Raw genomic sequence first — 15863 nt, 5'->3', positions numbered from 1 at the left:
CCGTGACCTCGGCCTCACCACCTCCCGCCCGCGCGGCCCACGGCCCCTGGCAGCTCGTCCGTGCCGAACTGCGCCGCCGCCCGGCCGCCCGCCTCTCCCTCGGCGTGGTCGCCTTCTTCGCTCTCCTCGCCGCGGCCGCCCCGCTGATCGGCGCGCTCGGCGGCTGGGGCCCTGACGAGTTCGACAAGAGCGCCGTCGACCCATACCTCGGCGGACTGCCCATCGGGCCGCTCGGCGGCGTCTCGGCGGAGCACTGGCTCGGCGTCGAACCCGTCACCGGCCGCGACCTGTTCGCCCGGGTCGTGCACGGCGCCCAGGTCTCGCTGCTCATCGCCTTCTCCGCGACGGCGATCGTCGTCGTCGCGGGGACGGCGGCCGGCATCGCCGCCGGCTACTTCGGCGGCCGCACCGACACCGCGCTCTCCCGGCTGATGGACCTCACGATGTCCTTCCCCTCCCTCATCTTCATGATCGCGATGATGTCGGTGGCCCGGGACGTCAACCGGATCGTCCTCATGACCGCGGTCATCGGCCTCTTCGGCTGGCCCGGCATCGCCCGGATCGTCCGCGGCCAGACCCTCTCGCTCAAGCACCGCGAGTACGTCGACGCCGCCCGCGTCGGCGGCTCCGGCCCCTTGCGCATCCTCGTCCGCGACATCCTCCCGGGCGTCGCCGGGCCCGTCATCGCGTACACGACGCTGATCGTCCCCGGCATGATCGCCACCGAGGCCGCCCTCAGCTACCTCGGCGTCGGCGTCCGCCCGCCGACGCCCTCCTGGGGCCAGATGATCGCCGAGAGCGTCGCCTACTACGAGACGGACCCCATGTACTTCGCCGTCCCGAGCCTCTGTCTCTTCCTCACCGTGCTCGCCTTCACCCTGCTCGGCGACGCACTGCGCGACGTCCTCGACCCGAGGGGAGGCGGCGCGTGATCCTCTACCTCGGCCGGCGCCTCCTCGGCGTGCTCGGCGTGCTCGTCGCCATCGCCGCCGTCACCTTCGCCGTCTTCTACGTCCTGCCCTCCGACCCCGCCGCCGCGGCCTGCGGCAAGTCGTGCAGCACCGAACGCCTGGAGGCCATCCGCGCCAACATGGGCCTGGACGCCCCGCTGTGGCGGCAGTTCGCCGACTTCGTCACCGGCATCTTCACCGGCCGCACGCTGGGCACCGGCCAGTACGCACTGCGCTGCGACTTCCCGTGCCTCGGTTACTCCTACGAGAACAGCGAGGGCGTGTGGGACCTCCTCGTCGACCGGCTGCCGGTCTCCGCGTCCCTGGCCGTCGGCGCCGCCGCGATCTGGCTGCTCCTCGGCCTCTCCGCGGGCGTCACCGCCGCACTCCGCAAGGACACGCTCACCGACCGCGTCCTGATGGTCGGCGCGGTCGCCGCCGCCTCGCTCCCCGTCTACTTCACCTCGGTGATGCTCATCTACGGGCTGATCCGGGTCACGGGCCTGCTCCCCTACCCGCAGTACGTGCCCTTCGGCAGCGACCCCCTCTCCTGGGCCTCCAACCTGCTGCTCCCCTGGCTGGCGCTCGCCCTCCTCTATGCCGCCATGTACGCGCGGCAGAGCCGGAACTCGATGATCGAGTCCATGGCGGAGCCGTACATCCGCACCGCCCGCGCCAAGGGGCTGCCGCGCCGCACCGTGGTCGTCAAGCACGGTCTGCGCGCCGGGATGACACCGATCCTGACGATCTTCGGGATGGACCTCGGCGGGCTCCTCGCGGGCGCCGTCATCACCGAGTCCATCTTCGGGCTGCCCGGCATAGGACGGCTCTTCTACGGCGCCCTGTCGACCGGGGACCAGCCGGTCATCCTCGGGGTGACGCTGCTCGCCGCCACCTTCATCGTCGTCGCCAACCTGGCCGTCGACCTCCTGTACGCCGTCGTCGACCCGCGAGTGAGGTACTGATGGGCGACTCCGCCCCCCTCCTGTCGGTACGGGACCTCACGGTCACCTTCCCGACGAAGCGCGGCCCCGTCCGGGCCGTCGACTCCCTCGCCTTCGACGTGCTGCCCGGCCGGACCCTCGGCATCGTGGGCGAGTCCGGCTCCGGCAAGTCGGTCACCTCCCTCGCCGTCATGGGCCTGCACACGGGCGCCGAGGTCACCGGCTCCGTCACCCTGGACGGGCAGGAACTGCTCGGTCTCTCCGACCGCGAGCTGAACGGGCTCCGCGGCCGGCGGATGGCGATGATCTTCCAGGACCCGCTGTCCAGCCTCCACCCCTACTACACCGTCGGCGAACAGGTCGCGGAGCACCACCGGGTCCACTTCGGCTCACGCCGGGCCGCCGCCCGCGAGCGGGCCGTCGAGGCACTCGCCGAGGTCGGCATCCCCGAACCGCGGCGCCGGGCCGGCGAGTACCCCCACCAGTTCTCAGGCGGCATGCGCCAGCGGGTGATGATCGCGATGGCCCTCGTCTGCGAACCCGACCTCCTCATCGCCGACGAACCCACCACCGCGCTCGACGTCACCGTCCAGGCCCAGATCCTGGAGCTGATCGCCCGCCTCCAGCAGGAGCGGGGACTCTCCGTGGTCATGATCACGCACGACCTGGGGGTGGTCGCCCGGGTCGCCCACGACGTGCTCGTCATGTACGGCGGCCGGGCCGCCGAACACGCGCCCGTGGACGCCCTGTTCGCCTCCCCCGCCCATCCGTACACCCGTGGTCTGCTCGACTCGCTGCCCCGCCTCGACGACCCCGACGACGCCCCGCTGCGGGCCATCCCGGGCAGCCCGCCGTCGCTGCTCGAACCCGCACCGGGCTGCGCGTTCGCACCCCGCTGTCCCCGCGCCGCCGTCGGCTCCGAGGAGGAGCGGACCCGCTGCGCCACCGAACGCCCCTCCCTCGGCGGCCCGGACGGACACCCGGCCGCCTGCCACTTCCCCGCGTACGAAGGCGTCGCCCCATGACCACGACCCCCTCACCGCCCCTCCTCCGCGTACGGGACCTCACGATCACGTTCCCGGGCCGCCGCAGGGGCTCGGCCCCGATCCGGGCCGTCGACGGCATCGGCTTCGACGTGGCGGCGGGCGAGACCCTGGGCCTCGTCGGCGAGTCCGGCTGCGGCAAGTCGACCACGGGCCGCACGATCGTGCGGCTCCTGGAACCCACCGCCGGCTCCGTCTCGTACGAGGGAAGGGACATCAGCCATCTGTCACAGCGGGCGCTCAAGCCGCTGCGCCGCGACCTCCAGATGGTCTTCCAGGACCCCCACTCCTCCCTCAACCCCCGGCAGACCGTGGCCCGGATCATCGCCGACCCGCTCCTCGTACAGGGCGGCACGGCGACCGAAGCACGCAAGCGGGCCGTGGAGCTGATGGAACTGGTCGGCCTCATCCCGGAGCACATCGACCGCTACCCCCACGAATTCTCCGGCGGACAGGCACAGCGCATCGGCATCGCCCGCGCCCTGGCCACCGACCCCCGGCTCGTGGTGGCCGACGAACCGGTCTCCGCCCTCGACGTCTCCGTACAGGCGCAGATCGTCAATCTGATGGAGCGGCTCCAGCGCGAACTCGGCCTCGCCTATCTCTTCATCGCCCACGACCTCTCCGTCGTGAAGCGGGTCTGCGACCGGGTGGCCGTGATGTACCTGGGCCGGATCGTGGAGATCGGCGCCAAGGAGAGGGTGTACGCCGCCCCTGCCCACCCCTATACGAGGGCGCTGCTGTCCGCCGTACCCCTGCCGGACCCGGCGGCCGAACGGAGTCGCGAGCGGATCACCCTGCTCGGCGACCCGCCGAGTCCCGCCGCTCCCCCGCCGGGCTGCACCTTCCACCCGCGCTGCCCCAAGGCGCGGGAGATCTGCCGTGCCGAGGCACCGCCGCTGCGGACCCTCGTGCCGGGCGAGGCGCGTGAGGTCGCCTGCCACTTCCCCGAGGACGTCTGAGCACGCGAACGCCCCGGTCCCGCGTGCGCGCGGGACCGGGGCGCCGGTGTCCTCAGGCCGAACGGGCGGCCCGATACAGGGCGGTGGCGACGGCGAGGTCCTCCCAGGCCATGCCCACGCTCTTGAAGAAGCGCGGACGTCCGCCCGACGGTTGCCGGCGACCGGTCACCAGGTCGGCGAGGTCGCCCGCGATGTGGTCGGCCCCGATCACCCCCTCGGACAGCGGGACGAGGAGGTCACCCGCCTCCCGCAGCGCGGCGGTCCGCGCCTCGACGTAGACCTCGGAGCGGACGACGAGCGCGCTGTCGGTCTCGCGGGCGGTCGGCTCGTGCGAACCGCCGGCGACGACGGTGGCGCCGGGCGCCACCAGGGTTCCGTCGAAGAGCGGTTCCCGCGCCGTGGTGCAGCAGACGACGAGATCGGCCTTGGCCACCTCGTCGGGCGTGCCGGTGCGGGCGAGGACGCCGAGGGTGCGCGCGTACCCGGCGAGGGCACGTCCGCCGACCGGCTCGCGTGCGACGACGACGGTCTCGGCGACCTCGCGGACGGCGAGGACGGCCTCCAGGTGACCGTACGCCTGGGGCCCCGCCCCGAAGAGGACGAGGCGCAGGGGCCGGTCGGCCGGTGTCAGCGCGCGGACCGCGAGGGCGGAGACGGCCGGCGTGCGGAGCTCGGTGAGCGCGGCCCCGTCGAGGAGGGCGAGCGGCCGGAGGTCGGCGCCGTCGAGCAGGAGGTAGGAGCCGGTGATGCGGGGCAGACCGCGCGCGGGGTTGCCGGGGGCGACTCCGGCGACCTTGACGCCCGCGAAGGAGCCGAAGGCCGCGGGCATCAGGAGGAGTTCACCGGCGGGGACGGGAACGGCCGAGCGGGGCGGTCCGGCGTCGGGGTCGAGTCCGGCCCGCAGGACGTCGGCGAGGACGTCGGTCACCGCCGCGGGACCCATGAGGCGGGCCATGGTCGCGGCGTCGAGGAAGAGGGGCGGGCTCACAGGAGGAACCCCGCTCCCAGCTCGTCGTCAGGGTCGAGGACGAAGGCGTGGGTGCCGGTGCGGTGGGTGGTTCCGCTGACTTCGGTGATGCCCGCCGTGAGGAGGCGGCCGGTGAAGAGGGTGCCGACGACGGACTCGTGCCGCAGGGTGTCCCCGACGGCGAGGCGTCCGTCGTCGCCGAGCAGGGCGAGGCGGGCGGAGGTGCCCGAGCCGCAGGGTGAGCGGTCGATCTGCCCGTCGGCGAAGACGGTGACGTTGCGCTGGTGGAGCCCTTCGGGGGCGTCGGGGAGCTCCTCGTACAGGATGACGCCGTACACGTCGTGCGCGGGGAGCGCGGCGCGGATCTCCCGTCCGGCTCGGACGAGTTCGGGCAGGGCGGGCACGGAGACGTCGAGGCCGAGGTCGCGGGCGGCGACGGAGACGTAGAGGGCGCCGGAGTGGGCGAGGTCGGCGTCGACGGTGCCGAGCGTGGTGGTCACCTTGACGTCTCGGGCGACGATGCGGGTCGGGACGTTGCGGAAGGTGACGCCGGTGGTGCGGCCGTCCGCGCGGTGCACGGCGGCGGTGACGCGTCCGGAGGGCACGTCGATCCGCACGGAGACGTCGCCGTCGGCGGGAGCCGGGACGCGCCCCGTGTCGACGGCCCAGGCGCCGAGGGCCATCGTGCCGTGGCCGCAGGCGGTGGAGTAGCCGTCCTTGTGCCAGAACAGCACGCCGAAGTGGGCGCCGTCGTCGTCGGGCGGCACGATGAAGCCGCCGTACATGCCCGCGTGCCCGCGCGGCTCCCGGGACAGGAGGCGGCGCAGGTCGTCGAGGGGGCCCGGTCGCGGATCCGTGCCCGATCCGCCGGTCGTGAGGGCGGTGGCGCGGCGCTCGGCGACGGTGTCGCCCGGGATCGGGGGCAGGTCCTCGTCGACGATCCGGAAGGGTTCGCCTGCGGTGTGGTAGTCGGTGGTGCGGACCGTGTGCGGGGTGGTGCTCACGAAGTACGGCCTCCGGGAAGGTGGTTCGGGGTGTGCGCCGGGCCGGTCCCTCCGCATGGAGGGACCGGCCCGGACGGGGTGGGTCAGCTGCGGAGGGGGCCCTCACAGCTGAAACTCGACGTGCCGGCGACCCTGGTGGACCAGATGTCGATCGGCCCGAAGGAGCAGTTCATGTCGGCCAGGTTGTTCGAGGCGGCGCCCGCGCGGTCGAGGATGAAGTAGTCGACCGTCTCGGACATGTCCTTGAAGTTCTGGTCCGGGCTGCCCCAGTTGGACAGGTTGGCGGTGATCCGGCCGGTGCAGACGAACCGGCGCTTGCCCGGCTCGCCCTTCTCGACACAGTCGGGGGTGTTGTAGGTGGCGGTGGCGAAGGTGGACTTCACCGTGTCCAGGGCCGCGTCGCGCAGCTGGGCGTTGGGCGTGAACGTGGTGTTGGGGACGTAGAGCGTGTCGACCTTGGCGATCTGGGCGTCGAGGAAGCGGTTGTAGTCGCTCTGGAGGCCCGCGTCGTTGCCGAGGCGGACGCGCCAGGCGTCGTACGCGGCCACGTCGTTGTTCCGCAGGTGGGTGTACATCTCGCGGATCAGCGAGGGCTTCTCGTTCCAGAGGAACTCGAAGAACGTTCCCGCGTAGTTGTAGAAGCGGAAGCCGTCGCCGTCGTAGGTGGCGTTGAGGATCTGCCGGAGGTTCATCCGGGGGCCGCCGCCCGCCGTGTCGTTGATGACGCCGCGGACCAGGGACTTGCGGACCTTGATGCCGTCGTCGCGGGTGGCGCCGTCGAAGAACTCGGCGGTGCCCTCGTCCATGAAGGTGGTGCGGTCGCCCTGGTACCAGGGGCCCTCGCCGAAGAAGCCGGGGACGGCGTAGCGGCCGTTGAGGTAGTGGGTGTACTCGTGGCGGAAGAGCTCTTCGAGCGTCAGGGACGAGTCCTGCGGGACACGGCGCTGGTAGGTGTAGAAGGTGGCACCGCGCTCGATGTAGATGCCGCCGTTGTTGGTGTCCATCCCGGTCAGGATGGGGTGGTAGTTCTCGTAGTCGGCCCGGGAGCCGTACAGGACGATGGTGAGGGTGGTGTTGGGGTCGCCGGCGAGCGGCTGGTCGCTGCCGAGGACGCGGTGGAACTGCGCCTTGACCTGCTTGCTCGCGTAGTAGAGCTGGTCGACGGTGGCCCGGTCGAGCCCCGTGCGGACCTTGATGGCCCCGTTGTCGTAGGTGTACGTGTACGGGAAGATCTGCGCTTCGATGTCCGCCTTGCAGACGCCGTACGGCTTGCACGCGTCGAAGTAGTTGAGCCAGGAGACGATCTTGGCCCACTGCTGGCTGCCGCGGCCGAAGGTGGTCACGACCTGGCCGAGCAGGCCGCCGAGCTCGGCGGTGATCTCCGTCCGCAGGCTGGGGATCTCACCGAAGCGGCCGTACTCGCCGAGGGCGTCGCGGGCGACCCAGTCGTTGGCGGTGCCCTTCAGGTGGCCGTAGCCGACGAAGGCCTTGAAGACGGCGCGGTACGCCGGGTCGGCGGCGGCCGCGGCCTGGAAGGCGGCGTCCTGGTTGCCCGGGTAGACGCCCAGGTAGTTGACGGAGAGCGCGGCGAGCGCGGCCCCTGCCCAGGACGGGTCGAGGTGGGTGGCGGTGTGCGAGGGGTCCATGGTGGCGAGGACCCGCTTGATCAGGCCCAGTTGGTGCTGCCGCAGCCCGGGGGCGCTGGCCGCGTAGAGGGCTTCGCGCAGGGTGACGGCATTGCTCTTCGTGACGTCGAAGGTGCGGGCCGCGTTGCCGAAGTCGGCGACGGCCTGGCGGACGGCGTTCACGGTGGGTGCGTCGGTGGTGTCGATCTCGTCGCGGGAGTAGTCGTGGTACGCGACGGCGTGCAGGTAGGTGAACATCTCCTCCAGATGGGAGGAGTTGCGGCCGTCGTGGGAGGCGGCCAGGCCGGATATTCGGCGGGCGACGGCCTGGACGTGGGCGTCCGACATGACGGGCGTGAGCCGGGCGTCCCAGGTCCAGATGAGACCGCGCAGACAGTCGTCGGCGAGGACGGCGGGGTCGGCGAGGAAGTCGGCGAACTGCTCGGGGCCGAGCCCGGTGATCCCGTCGAGGGTGCAGGGCACGCCGGCTGCGGTCGTCTTGGTGTCGGCCGAGAAGGTCCGCGCGGCGGTGGCCTTGGCCGGGGCCCGGCCGGGGACGCGCCCGGTGGCGAGGCTCCCGGGGGCGGGCGCGGGGCCGAAGGTCTTGCGGGGAGCGGTGGCGAGGCGCTCCACCTCGTCGAACGGGTTGGTTCCGTGATCGGCCCGGGGGGCCGGAGCGCCGGTCGACGCGGCGGGGACAGCGGTGGCGCGGGCGTCCGTGTCGGCCGCCGAGGCCCCGGTCTGGCCCGAGGAGGCCAGGAGGGTCACCGCGATGGCGGAGGTGAGCAGGGACGAACGCACACGTCTGTGGATGGACAACAGAACTCCATGAGTGGTGGGGGAACGTCAATGGGGTGTGACGAGAACTGTTGTGGTGCGCACGGTGTTTGACGAAGGCTCATCGAACCGTGTGACGTGTAACATAGTAATGTGAAATTGCACTGACAACCCCTGTGCGGCCACCAGTTACCCGAGGTTCATCCAGAGCCGCTCGTCGACGAACTGGTGGCCGAGGACCACCACCCGTCCATCGGCGCGTACGGAGAGGAGGTCGCCCGGACCCCGGCACCGGCCTGCCCGCTAGCCGACCCGGCAGCCCGCCCCCTCCGGCCCGGGAACCGTTCCCCCGTATCCTGCGTGACCTCTTGATGTGTTGTCGGCTGGTGGCGAGGGGACCGGAGGAAACCGGATGCGAGCTCGCACGATGGTGAACGTGGCGGTATCGGCCTGCGTGGCGCTGGTGGCGTGCGCGTGCGGTCCGGCGGATTCGACGGAGGGCGCCGGCGCGAAGCCTTCACAGCCGTCCACGTCCACGTCCGCGTCCGCGCGGGCCGAAGAGCCGCCGACCACGCCGGCCGCACCGACCACTCCATCCGCATCCGCTCGGACCGAGAAGCCGTCGGCCACCTCGACCGGCGAGCAGCCCTCGCCCAAGACCGAGGAGGGCGCGATCCGGCGGTACGAGCAGTACCTCCACGCCCTCGGCCATGAGGACATCCACACGGTCTGCGAAGTGGCCGGGCCCGCCGCGAAGCAGGCAGAGGACCAGGGACTCGGCCCGTGCACATCGACGTACACCGCCGTCTTCCAGATGATCTCCCCCGCGCAGAAGAAGGCCCTGCAGACCGCGACCGTCGACCCTCGGCGCATCGTCGTCCGCGGGCCCGGCAAGATCGAGATGCCGGCCGCAGCGGTCAGGTCCGCCGCGACCTTCTCCGACAGCGACCTCGGCAGCTACACCCTGGAGTACCTCAAGAGCGACTGGTACATCACCGACTGACACCCGCCCGGCCCCACGGTGCCGCCCGACGGCCGTGCGAGGTCCAAGGACGCGGGTCAAGCAGACGCTCTTCCGGCCTCAGTCGACGATCCGGTCGCTCGGCGACCTCTGGGGTTGAACTCGCCGGCCGCCCGAGCACCGCCTGCTCCTGGTCGCGGCACCCGTGCGTGGTCGCACGGGTGCCCGGCCGACGGTGGTCATGGGGGGGCGTGGCGGCGGCGGTCGTGGCGGGCCGTCGGTCGTGGGGCGGGTCAGGACAAGCGGTCGGCGGCGAGCTGGGCGGCCAGGGCCGGAATGCCGAGGGCCTGCTCCTCGGCGGGCGTGGCCTGGTGGAGCTTGTTGGTCAGCTGGTGCGGGTCGCTCGTCAGGTCGTAGTACTCACGGAACTTCACCTGGCCGGTGCCGGACACCGTCCCGTTCCCGTCGGTCGTCAGGTCGTAGTACTCCGTGTACTGCTTGTCCTTGGCGACGTACGAGGACCAGGTCGGCGCCCCGCCGGTGCCGGTGCCCTGCTTCCACCACTCCACCAGTAGGTGGTCGCGGCTGTAGGTGGAGAGCAGGGACCGGCCGTCCTGGGGTGCGGCCGGGGTGATGCCGGCCGCGTCGAGGATCGTCGGCGCGATGTCGATGTTCGCGACGACGCGGTTGTCCACGGTCCCCGAGCCTCGTCCGCCGGCCGGCCAGGAGAGGTAGAACGGCACCTCGTGCGCCGGGCGGTAGGGCACCGACTTGGCGGTCCAGCCGTGGTCGCCCCAGCTGAAGCCGTTGTCGCCGATGTAGATGACGAGGGTGTTGTCCAGCTGGCCCAGGTCCTGGAGCTTGTCCTTGAACGCCTGCACCGCGTCGTCGACGGAGAGCAGTGTGCGCAGCTGCTCGGCACGGATGGCCTGGCCGTCGGCGAGGGTGCCGGTGGCGTTCCGGATGTAGGCCGGCTTGTCACTGCGGTCGCCCTCGGAGACCGAGGGCCTGCCGTTCCAGTCCGGTACGGCGGTACCCGCGTACTTCGCCTCGGGGGTGCGCGGACCGTGGGAGGCGTACGGGGTGACGTACGCGAACCAGGGCCTGGTGTCGGTGGCGGCCTTGTCGAGGAAGTTCAGCGTGCGGTTCTTGATGATGGTGGTGGTGTAGCCGTTGATCGCCTGGACGGTGCCGTCGACGTTCCATTGGGCGTTCACGTATCCGGGCTGGAGGAGGGCGAACTCCTCGAAGTGCGGCGGATTGTCGGCCAGGGTCCAGGAGTTGAGGTACTTGCCGAACAGGCCGGTGCGGTATCCCGCCTGCTTGAGGTACCTCTGGACGGTGGTGCTCTGGTCGAGCTCGTGCGAGGCCTTGTTGTTGCGCACGCCGTGGTTGTGGGCGTGCCGTCCCGAGAAGACGCTGGAGCGCGAGGGGGAGCACAGCGGCGTGGTGACATGACCGTTGGAGAAGCGCACGCCCTGGTCGGCGAGCCAGCCGACGGTCTTGGGCAGGGCCCACTCGGTCTGCTTGGGCTGGTCGTCGGTGACGATGAGCAGGATGTTCGGGCGGGCCGCGGCGGCGGCAGGGGCGGCTCCTGCGATCTGTGCGAGGCCGGGAAGCGCGGTGGCGGCGGCGACGGCGGCTCCGCCGAGGAAGCCGCGGCGGCTCACCTGTGGGCGTCGGTTCTCACTCATGGTGTGCGTTCCTCCTGGGTACGTCGGCGCACGGGGGCGCGACGGACGGGCGGCTACGAGCCGCCGGCCGGGATGCTGGGAAGAGTGCGTGCGGCGGGACCCGGGCGAGGGCGCCGGGTGGGAGTCCCGCGGGGAAGGAGGCGTTCAGCGCGCCCGGGCGACCGTACAGAGGGCGCTCGCCGCGCGCCCCTGGTCGACGTGACGGCGCACAGTGAGGATTCCTGTTGCCATGCGCACGACACTAGGCATGCCCCAACTCCGTTTCCATATACGGAAGATGAAATGACGGACCCTGTGTCGGCATGACATCCCTAGGGGGTGAGCCAGCCGCGCAGGAGTCGGCTCACCGTGGGCATCGCCACGTAGGTCATCAGCACGTTGAAGACGCAGGCCACGACCGCACTGCTGAGCAGGACCGGGAGCATGGTCAGGCGTGGTACGAGGAAGAGACTGCCGAGCACGGAGATCGGATAGATCGCCAGGGTCGCGCTGATCGCCATCTTCCACCGGGGCGGAGCGGGCCGTGTCGAGCCCGGCTTGGTGAACCAGGTCTCCATGCCGGTCAGTTGGCGCCGGGCGACCTCCGTGTGATGGTGCCCCCGGCAGTCGGCGAACCAGGCCGCCCGCTCGGGCGACTCCTGCCAGGCCCGGCATGCTTCCGCGTCCCGGAAGCGGTGGACGAGGAACCACGGGGCGTCGCCGCCGGAGGAGCGGAAGAGGCCGTATCCCAGGTGCCCGGGGAAGGCGGCGGCGCTGTCGAGGATGCCCTTCGCCCACAGCTCGAACGCGGCCTCGTAGCCGGGCTCCACCCGGCGGGCTATCAGGAGGGTCACCTCGCCGGTGTCGGCGGGGACGGTGGCTTGCTCAAGGCTGACGGCGGTCACCCATACTCCTCATGATCACACCGCGCCCGCGCCTACTCTACGCGCCGATCGGGGCGGAACGGCGTCCCGCCCCGTGGCGCTCGGGACCTCGCTCTGCGGGCCTACCCGGCGCGGGGGTAGCCGAAGAGCGGGAGGTCGGTGGTGAGGGCGTCGGCGAGGATGGTCGTGCCGAGTTCGTTGGGGTGGAAGGACTGCTGGCTCATCGGGGGGTTGAGGCCGGGGAATCCGCCTTCCTCCCCCTCGCCGCGGGTGGGCTTGGGAATGCCGGCGTTGACCGCCTCGGGGTTCCCGCACACGCCTCGTGCTCCGAACCGGTCGATCGGATCGGTGAAGTGGACGTCCAGCCGGTCGGGCCACTCGCGGAGGTTCTTGACCACGCCGGCGAGCTCGTCGCGCAGGTGGAGCGTGATCTCGCCCATCCACTCGACCTCTCCGGCCTCCGGGTTGAGGGCGGCGGTCTGGCCGGGCTGGGACGTGGCATCGCATGAGGCGGTGAACAGCTTCACGTAGCCCATGACGACGATCTTGGCGTTGGGTGCGGCCTTGGCGATCTCTTGCAGGGCCGTCTTCACCGAGGGCGCCACCTTCTCCGTGATCCGCTTTCTCGTCGTGCCGTCCAGGTTCAGGACGAGGTTCTCGTGGCAGGCCACGGTGACGAAGCAGGTTTTGAAGATGTCCGTGAACCCGGCGTCGTTACCGCCGATGGACAGCAGGACCAGCGTGGTGTTCGCGTCGAGGAACCCCTTGTCGAGCTGCGGGGGCTCGCGGTGCTGGCCCTCGGCGGACAGCCCGAAGGCATTGCGTACGGGTTCCTGACCAGGGGCGGCCATCGGCAGGAGCATCTGTGTGAGGGCCCCGCTGCACGCCAGGAGGTGCGCGTCGACGTCCGGGTCCCAGACGTCCGTCCGGTATCCGAGCGTGTGACGGCTGTCCGGCAGACGCGCCTTGCGGGACCACGCCGCGTACGAGCGGTGGCAGGCGTTGCGGTAGTCCGTCAGGCCCATGCGGTCGGACTCGGGGTAGTACTTGGACCCTGTGATGGGCGAGGCGCCTTCGCCGGCCGCGAAGGAGTCGCCGAGGGTGACGACCTGGTGCCGCGGCTTGCCCGGCAGGGGTTGGAACGCGATCGCGTCGAAGGCGATGTCCTCCTTCCCGTCGGGCGCACCGCCGGTGACGGAGGTCAGCTCGACGCGCGGTCGCCCCGTGAACCGGAAGGCGCCGAGGGGCACCCAACGATTCTCCTCCGTGCGCTGGAGCAGGGTCCGGCGCTTCGGACCGTCCGCGGTGTGGACGGTGTACGCGGCCTGTTGGGTGTGGGCGCCGTGATCCGGCATGTGCACCATGACGCGGGCCCAGCCGTCCAGCTCTCGTCCGAGCTCCCAGCACCCGGTCACCTTCAGACGGTCGCCGAGGGCCCCGGCCCGGCTGTGGGTGAACCAGAAGTGGCCGCCGAATCCTCCGCCGATCTGATGGAGGTCGACCTTGGAGAGGAAGTCCCCGGTCTGGCCGTCCTTGGCGAAGTCGAAGGTGAACGTGCCGTCGCTACGGCGCGGACACGCGGCGGGGGTGACGGCGGGCACGTCCGCGGGGACGTCGTCCACGACCAGGACTCCCTGGGGAAGGTCCTCGGCCTGGCAGTTCGGCTGATGGACCGCCACGTCGGGCGGAATCGAGTGCTCTCCCGCGTCGAACCGGATCTTCTCGTGGCCGCACTCCGTGGCGCAGTCCTTCTTCCATGCCACCGGCTCGTGCCACCAGCACTTCAGGTCGTACTTTCCTGTGGCCGGGTTGATGTGCCCGCAGTGGCTGGGCGGTTCGGGCTTCTCCCCGGCCTTCGTGGGCATGACCGACGGGTCGTCGGGGACGAACATGAGGTGCCCGTTGCAGTCGTTGGCCTTCACCTGGCAGAACAGCATCCGCGGCGGCTTGACCTGGGCGCGCTGGTCGTTCGTGTTCCACCAGGCGGGCTGGAAACCGGCTCCGTTGTTGCCGGTGGTCTTGCCGATGGAGTGCGCGGCCCAGCCCATGACCTTCTCCGGGTAGGGCCATTCCTGGGGGTGCGAGGCGTCGCCCGGCCGGCCGTCGAGGAACGGCAGCCGGTTCTCGCGGTAGTGAGCGTTGGCCGGGTTGTTCAGCCAGCCGAGCCCCCACGGCTCGCCCGCTTCCTGCTTGGGGTAGAAGCCGCTGTTGTACGCCCAGATCGCCATGAACCAGTTCTCCAGGCGCGACGGGTCCCCGTCGTGGACCCTCATGCCGGCCGCGGCCTGCTCGTTCCACTTCTCGGCCAGGATGCGGGCGGCCGCCGCGAGATTCGCGACGTAGTCCACGGCGATGGCCCGCTGCTGGTCGGGCGGCAGGGCGACCTCATCGGGCTTCGTCCGGCCGGCCATCCGCATGCCGTCGGTGACCTGAGTGACGCCGTAGCCGCAGTCGGCGTGCTTCCAGTCCACGTCCCACTGGTTCTCGTCGGCGGCGACCTTGAACGGGATGCCGTAGTAGTTCCCGATGAGCGGGTTGCCGGTCAGCCCTTCCACCGTGTGGCGGGACGCCTGCCACATGTTGGACTCCTGGGCCGTGATGCCGAGCAGGATCTGCGCCGGGATCCGTCCGCCGCCCGCGAGGGGAACCGGCGGGAACATGCGGTGCGGCGCGTACGCGGGCAGGCCCGAGCCCTTCCAGTCGGCCGGCCGCTCCAGGTCGAGACCCCCTTGGGCGAGCATGTCGGCGGCCCACTCCACCTGGTGAGGGGTCGGTTGGTAGACCTGCGTACGGACGTCGCCCCGGGCGATGGAGCAGGTGCGGTCGACGTCGACGGGGTCGTGGGGGTCCTCGAGGGCGCGCGGCCCGGCCTGCGGACGCGCCCTGGTGCTGGGCGACGGGGCATGACCCTGTTCCGGGAGGGCGGGCACGCGTCGTTCGTCGGGGACACCCTCCACGCTCCGTCGCCCGGTGCGCGCGGTCACGGTCGTGATGCGCGGCCCGGCGGCCCGGCGCCCCTCGCCGTACTCGGTGTCGGCGACCGCGAGCGCGCCTGCCGAGGAGGCGTCCGCCGTGGCCGGCACGGCGAGCCAGGACGCGGTCGCCGGCAGCGTGCCCTCCGCCGCTCCCGGGCGGACGGTGCTCTTCGGGAGTCGCCTCTCGCTCGGAAGGCCCGTCAGGAACACCCGGCCGCCCGCCCCCGGGGAGAGGCCCACGTGTCCGGTCGCGCCGAGGGCGTAGGAGCGGGTGCCGTCGGTGTGGTGGCGTCGGACGCGCACCTGGTCGTGCGTGCGGTCCATGAACCACACCCCGCCCTCGTTGTCGGGGTGGAGTTCGAAGGGTGTGCCTGTCGAGCGGGCCAGGGTGTGCAGTGAGCCGTCCGGGTCCACGCGTACCAGTCGGGGGCCGCCGGCCGCGACGAGCCCCTGTGGCGTCGGCACGGCGGACGTGAGCTGACCGGCCGCCGTGACCGGAGCCTCCAGGGTGCCCGAGGCCGCGTCCAGCCTCATCAGGCGGGTCTTCCCGAGGTCGCTGTCGCCCGCCTGTGTGAGCACGGCCTCTTCACCGGCCCCGCACCCGGGGTTGTAGTACGCGAGGGTCGTCCGCACCGGAAGTTTGCGCACGGCTCCGGTGTCCAGGTCCACGACCGCCGTGAACCCGCCGCGCAGGAAGAGTTCCGGCCGGTTCGTGAAGGACCTCGGGGCGTACACGACCACGAGCCTGCGGCCGGAGGCCGTCAGGCAGGCGTTGCCGATCCACCGGTCGGTCTCGATGCCGGGTTCGGACAGTGAGGTGACGGTGCGCCAGTCGTGCCCTTCCGACTCCCGGGCGCCGAAGACATGGAAGCCGTCCGCATCACCGGCGGTGGTCCATGCGAGGTCCCCGCCGGTCTCCGCTCGCTCCGCGGAGACCGGCCGTGGACTGCTCCGGGGCGCGGGCTCGGGGGTCGTGGCCGCGACGAGTCCGATCGCGGCCGCGCATGCCAGGGCAGCGGCGAGCAGGCGCATGGGGACCTCCTGGGACGGACGGCGTGAACACCCCGAACGTTACGGAGCGTAATCACTGCTGGCCAT

At 71.5% G+C, this 15863-nt stretch carries 11 protein-coding genes; 5 read left to right on the top strand and 6 right to left on the bottom strand.

What is annotated here, in order from left to right; translation table 11 throughout:
* Positions 1 to 2: 2 nt before the first annotated feature.
* The 4 genes from OG259_RS36140 to OG259_RS36125 are packed head-to-tail and all read left to right on the top strand — an operon-like array spanning position 3 to position 3899.
* The gene (locus tag OG259_RS36140; protein WP_328947281.1) at positions 3 to 932 is read left to right on the top strand and encodes an ABC transporter permease; all 930 of its coding nucleotides are present in this window, start codon (positions 3 to 5) and stop codon (positions 930 to 932) included.
* The gene (locus tag OG259_RS36135) at positions 929 to 1915 is read left to right on the top strand and encodes an ABC transporter permease (protein ID WP_328946078.1); all 987 of its coding nucleotides are present in this window, start codon (positions 929 to 931) and stop codon (positions 1913 to 1915) included. The genes OG259_RS36140 and OG259_RS36135 overlap by 4 nt, the downstream gene beginning before the upstream one ends.
* A complete protein-coding gene (locus OG259_RS36130; protein WP_328946077.1) occupies positions 1915 to 2919 on the top strand; it encodes an ABC transporter ATP-binding protein in 1005 nt (334 codons plus the stop codon). Before OG259_RS36135 ends, OG259_RS36130 begins: the two co-directional genes overlap by 1 nt.
* Positions 2916 to 3899, top strand: coding sequence for an ABC transporter ATP-binding protein (locus OG259_RS36125; RefSeq protein WP_328946076.1), 984 nt, complete (start codon positions 2916 to 2918; stop codon positions 3897 to 3899). The genes OG259_RS36130 and OG259_RS36125 overlap by 4 nt, the downstream gene beginning before the upstream one ends.
* 52 nt (positions 3900 to 3951) lie before the next feature.
* On the opposite strand, the gene OG259_RS36120 is transcribed toward OG259_RS36125, so the two are convergent.
* From OG259_RS36120 to OG259_RS36110, 3 genes are all read right to left on the bottom strand, one after another.
* Positions 3952 to 4887: an ornithine cyclodeaminase family protein gene (locus OG259_RS36120; RefSeq protein ID WP_328946075.1), complete on the bottom strand. Its 936-nt coding sequence runs from the start codon at positions 4885 to 4887 to the stop codon at positions 3952 to 3954.
* Positions 4884 to 5870 carry a proline racemase family protein gene (locus OG259_RS36115; RefSeq protein WP_328946074.1) on the bottom strand — a complete coding sequence of 329 codons (987 nt, stop codon included), beginning with the start codon at positions 5868 to 5870 and terminating at the stop codon, positions 4884 to 4886. Before OG259_RS36115 ends, OG259_RS36120 begins: the two co-directional genes overlap by 4 nt.
* Positions 5871 to 5953: 83 nt before the next feature.
* Complete coding sequence (locus OG259_RS36110) at positions 5954 to 8296, bottom strand: collagenase (RefSeq protein ID WP_328946073.1); 2343 nt, start codon at positions 8294 to 8296, stop codon at positions 5954 to 5956.
* 388 nt (positions 8297 to 8684) lie between these two features.
* Here OG259_RS36110 and OG259_RS36105 point away from each other — a divergent pair, with 388 nt between their 5' ends.
* Positions 8685 to 9275: a hypothetical protein gene (locus OG259_RS36105; protein WP_328946072.1), complete on the top strand. Its 591-nt coding sequence runs from the start codon at positions 8685 to 8687 to the stop codon at positions 9273 to 9275.
* A gap of 251 nt (positions 9276 to 9526) precedes the next feature.
* Here the strand turns inward: OG259_RS36105 and OG259_RS36100 are convergent, their stop codons facing one another.
* The 3 genes from OG259_RS36100 to OG259_RS36090 form a co-directional block, all read right to left on the bottom strand.
* Entirely contained in the window at positions 9527 to 10927 is a 1401-nt protein-coding gene (locus OG259_RS36100; protein WP_328946071.1) for a sulfatase family protein, read from the bottom strand.
* A gap of 311 nt (positions 10928 to 11238) precedes the next feature.
* Positions 11239 to 11811 carry an antibiotic biosynthesis monooxygenase gene (locus OG259_RS36095; protein ID WP_328946070.1) on the bottom strand — a complete coding sequence of 191 codons (573 nt, stop codon included), beginning with the start codon at positions 11809 to 11811 and terminating at the stop codon, positions 11239 to 11241.
* Between the two features lie 101 nt (positions 11812 to 11912).
* Positions 11913 to 15797, bottom strand: coding sequence for an SGNH/GDSL hydrolase family protein (locus OG259_RS36090; protein ID WP_328946069.1), 3885 nt, complete (start codon positions 15795 to 15797; stop codon positions 11913 to 11915).
* Between the last annotated feature and the right edge of the window lie 66 nt (positions 15798 to 15863).

The organism is Streptomyces sp. NBC_00250 (assembly GCF_036192275.1).
Classification (GTDB): domain Bacteria; phylum Actinomycetota; class Actinomycetes; order Streptomycetales; family Streptomycetaceae; genus Streptomyces.
The sequence above is the reverse complement of the archived record's forward strand: the minus strand, read 5'-3'. Positions and strand labels throughout refer to the sequence as shown.

Excerpts from the sequence above, each read along its gene's own strand:
- OG259_RS36105 (WP_328946072.1), top strand. The coding sequence starts at position 8,685 with ATGCGAGCTCGCACGATGGTGAACGTGGCGGTATCGGCCTGCGTGGCG.
- OG259_RS36125 (WP_328946076.1), top strand. The coding sequence starts at position 2,916 with ATGACCACGACCCCCTCACCGCCCCTCCTCCGCGTACGGGACCTCACG.
- OG259_RS36090 (WP_328946069.1), bottom strand. The coding sequence starts at position 15,797 with ATGCGCCTGCTCGCCGCTGCCCTGGCATGCGCGGCCGCGATCGGACTC.
- OG259_RS36130 (WP_328946077.1), top strand. The coding sequence starts at position 1,915 with ATGGGCGACTCCGCCCCCCTCCTGTCGGTACGGGACCTCACGGTCACC.
- OG259_RS36100 (WP_328946071.1), bottom strand. The coding sequence starts at position 10,927 with ATGAGTGAGAACCGACGCCCACAGGTGAGCCGCCGCGGCTTCCTCGGC.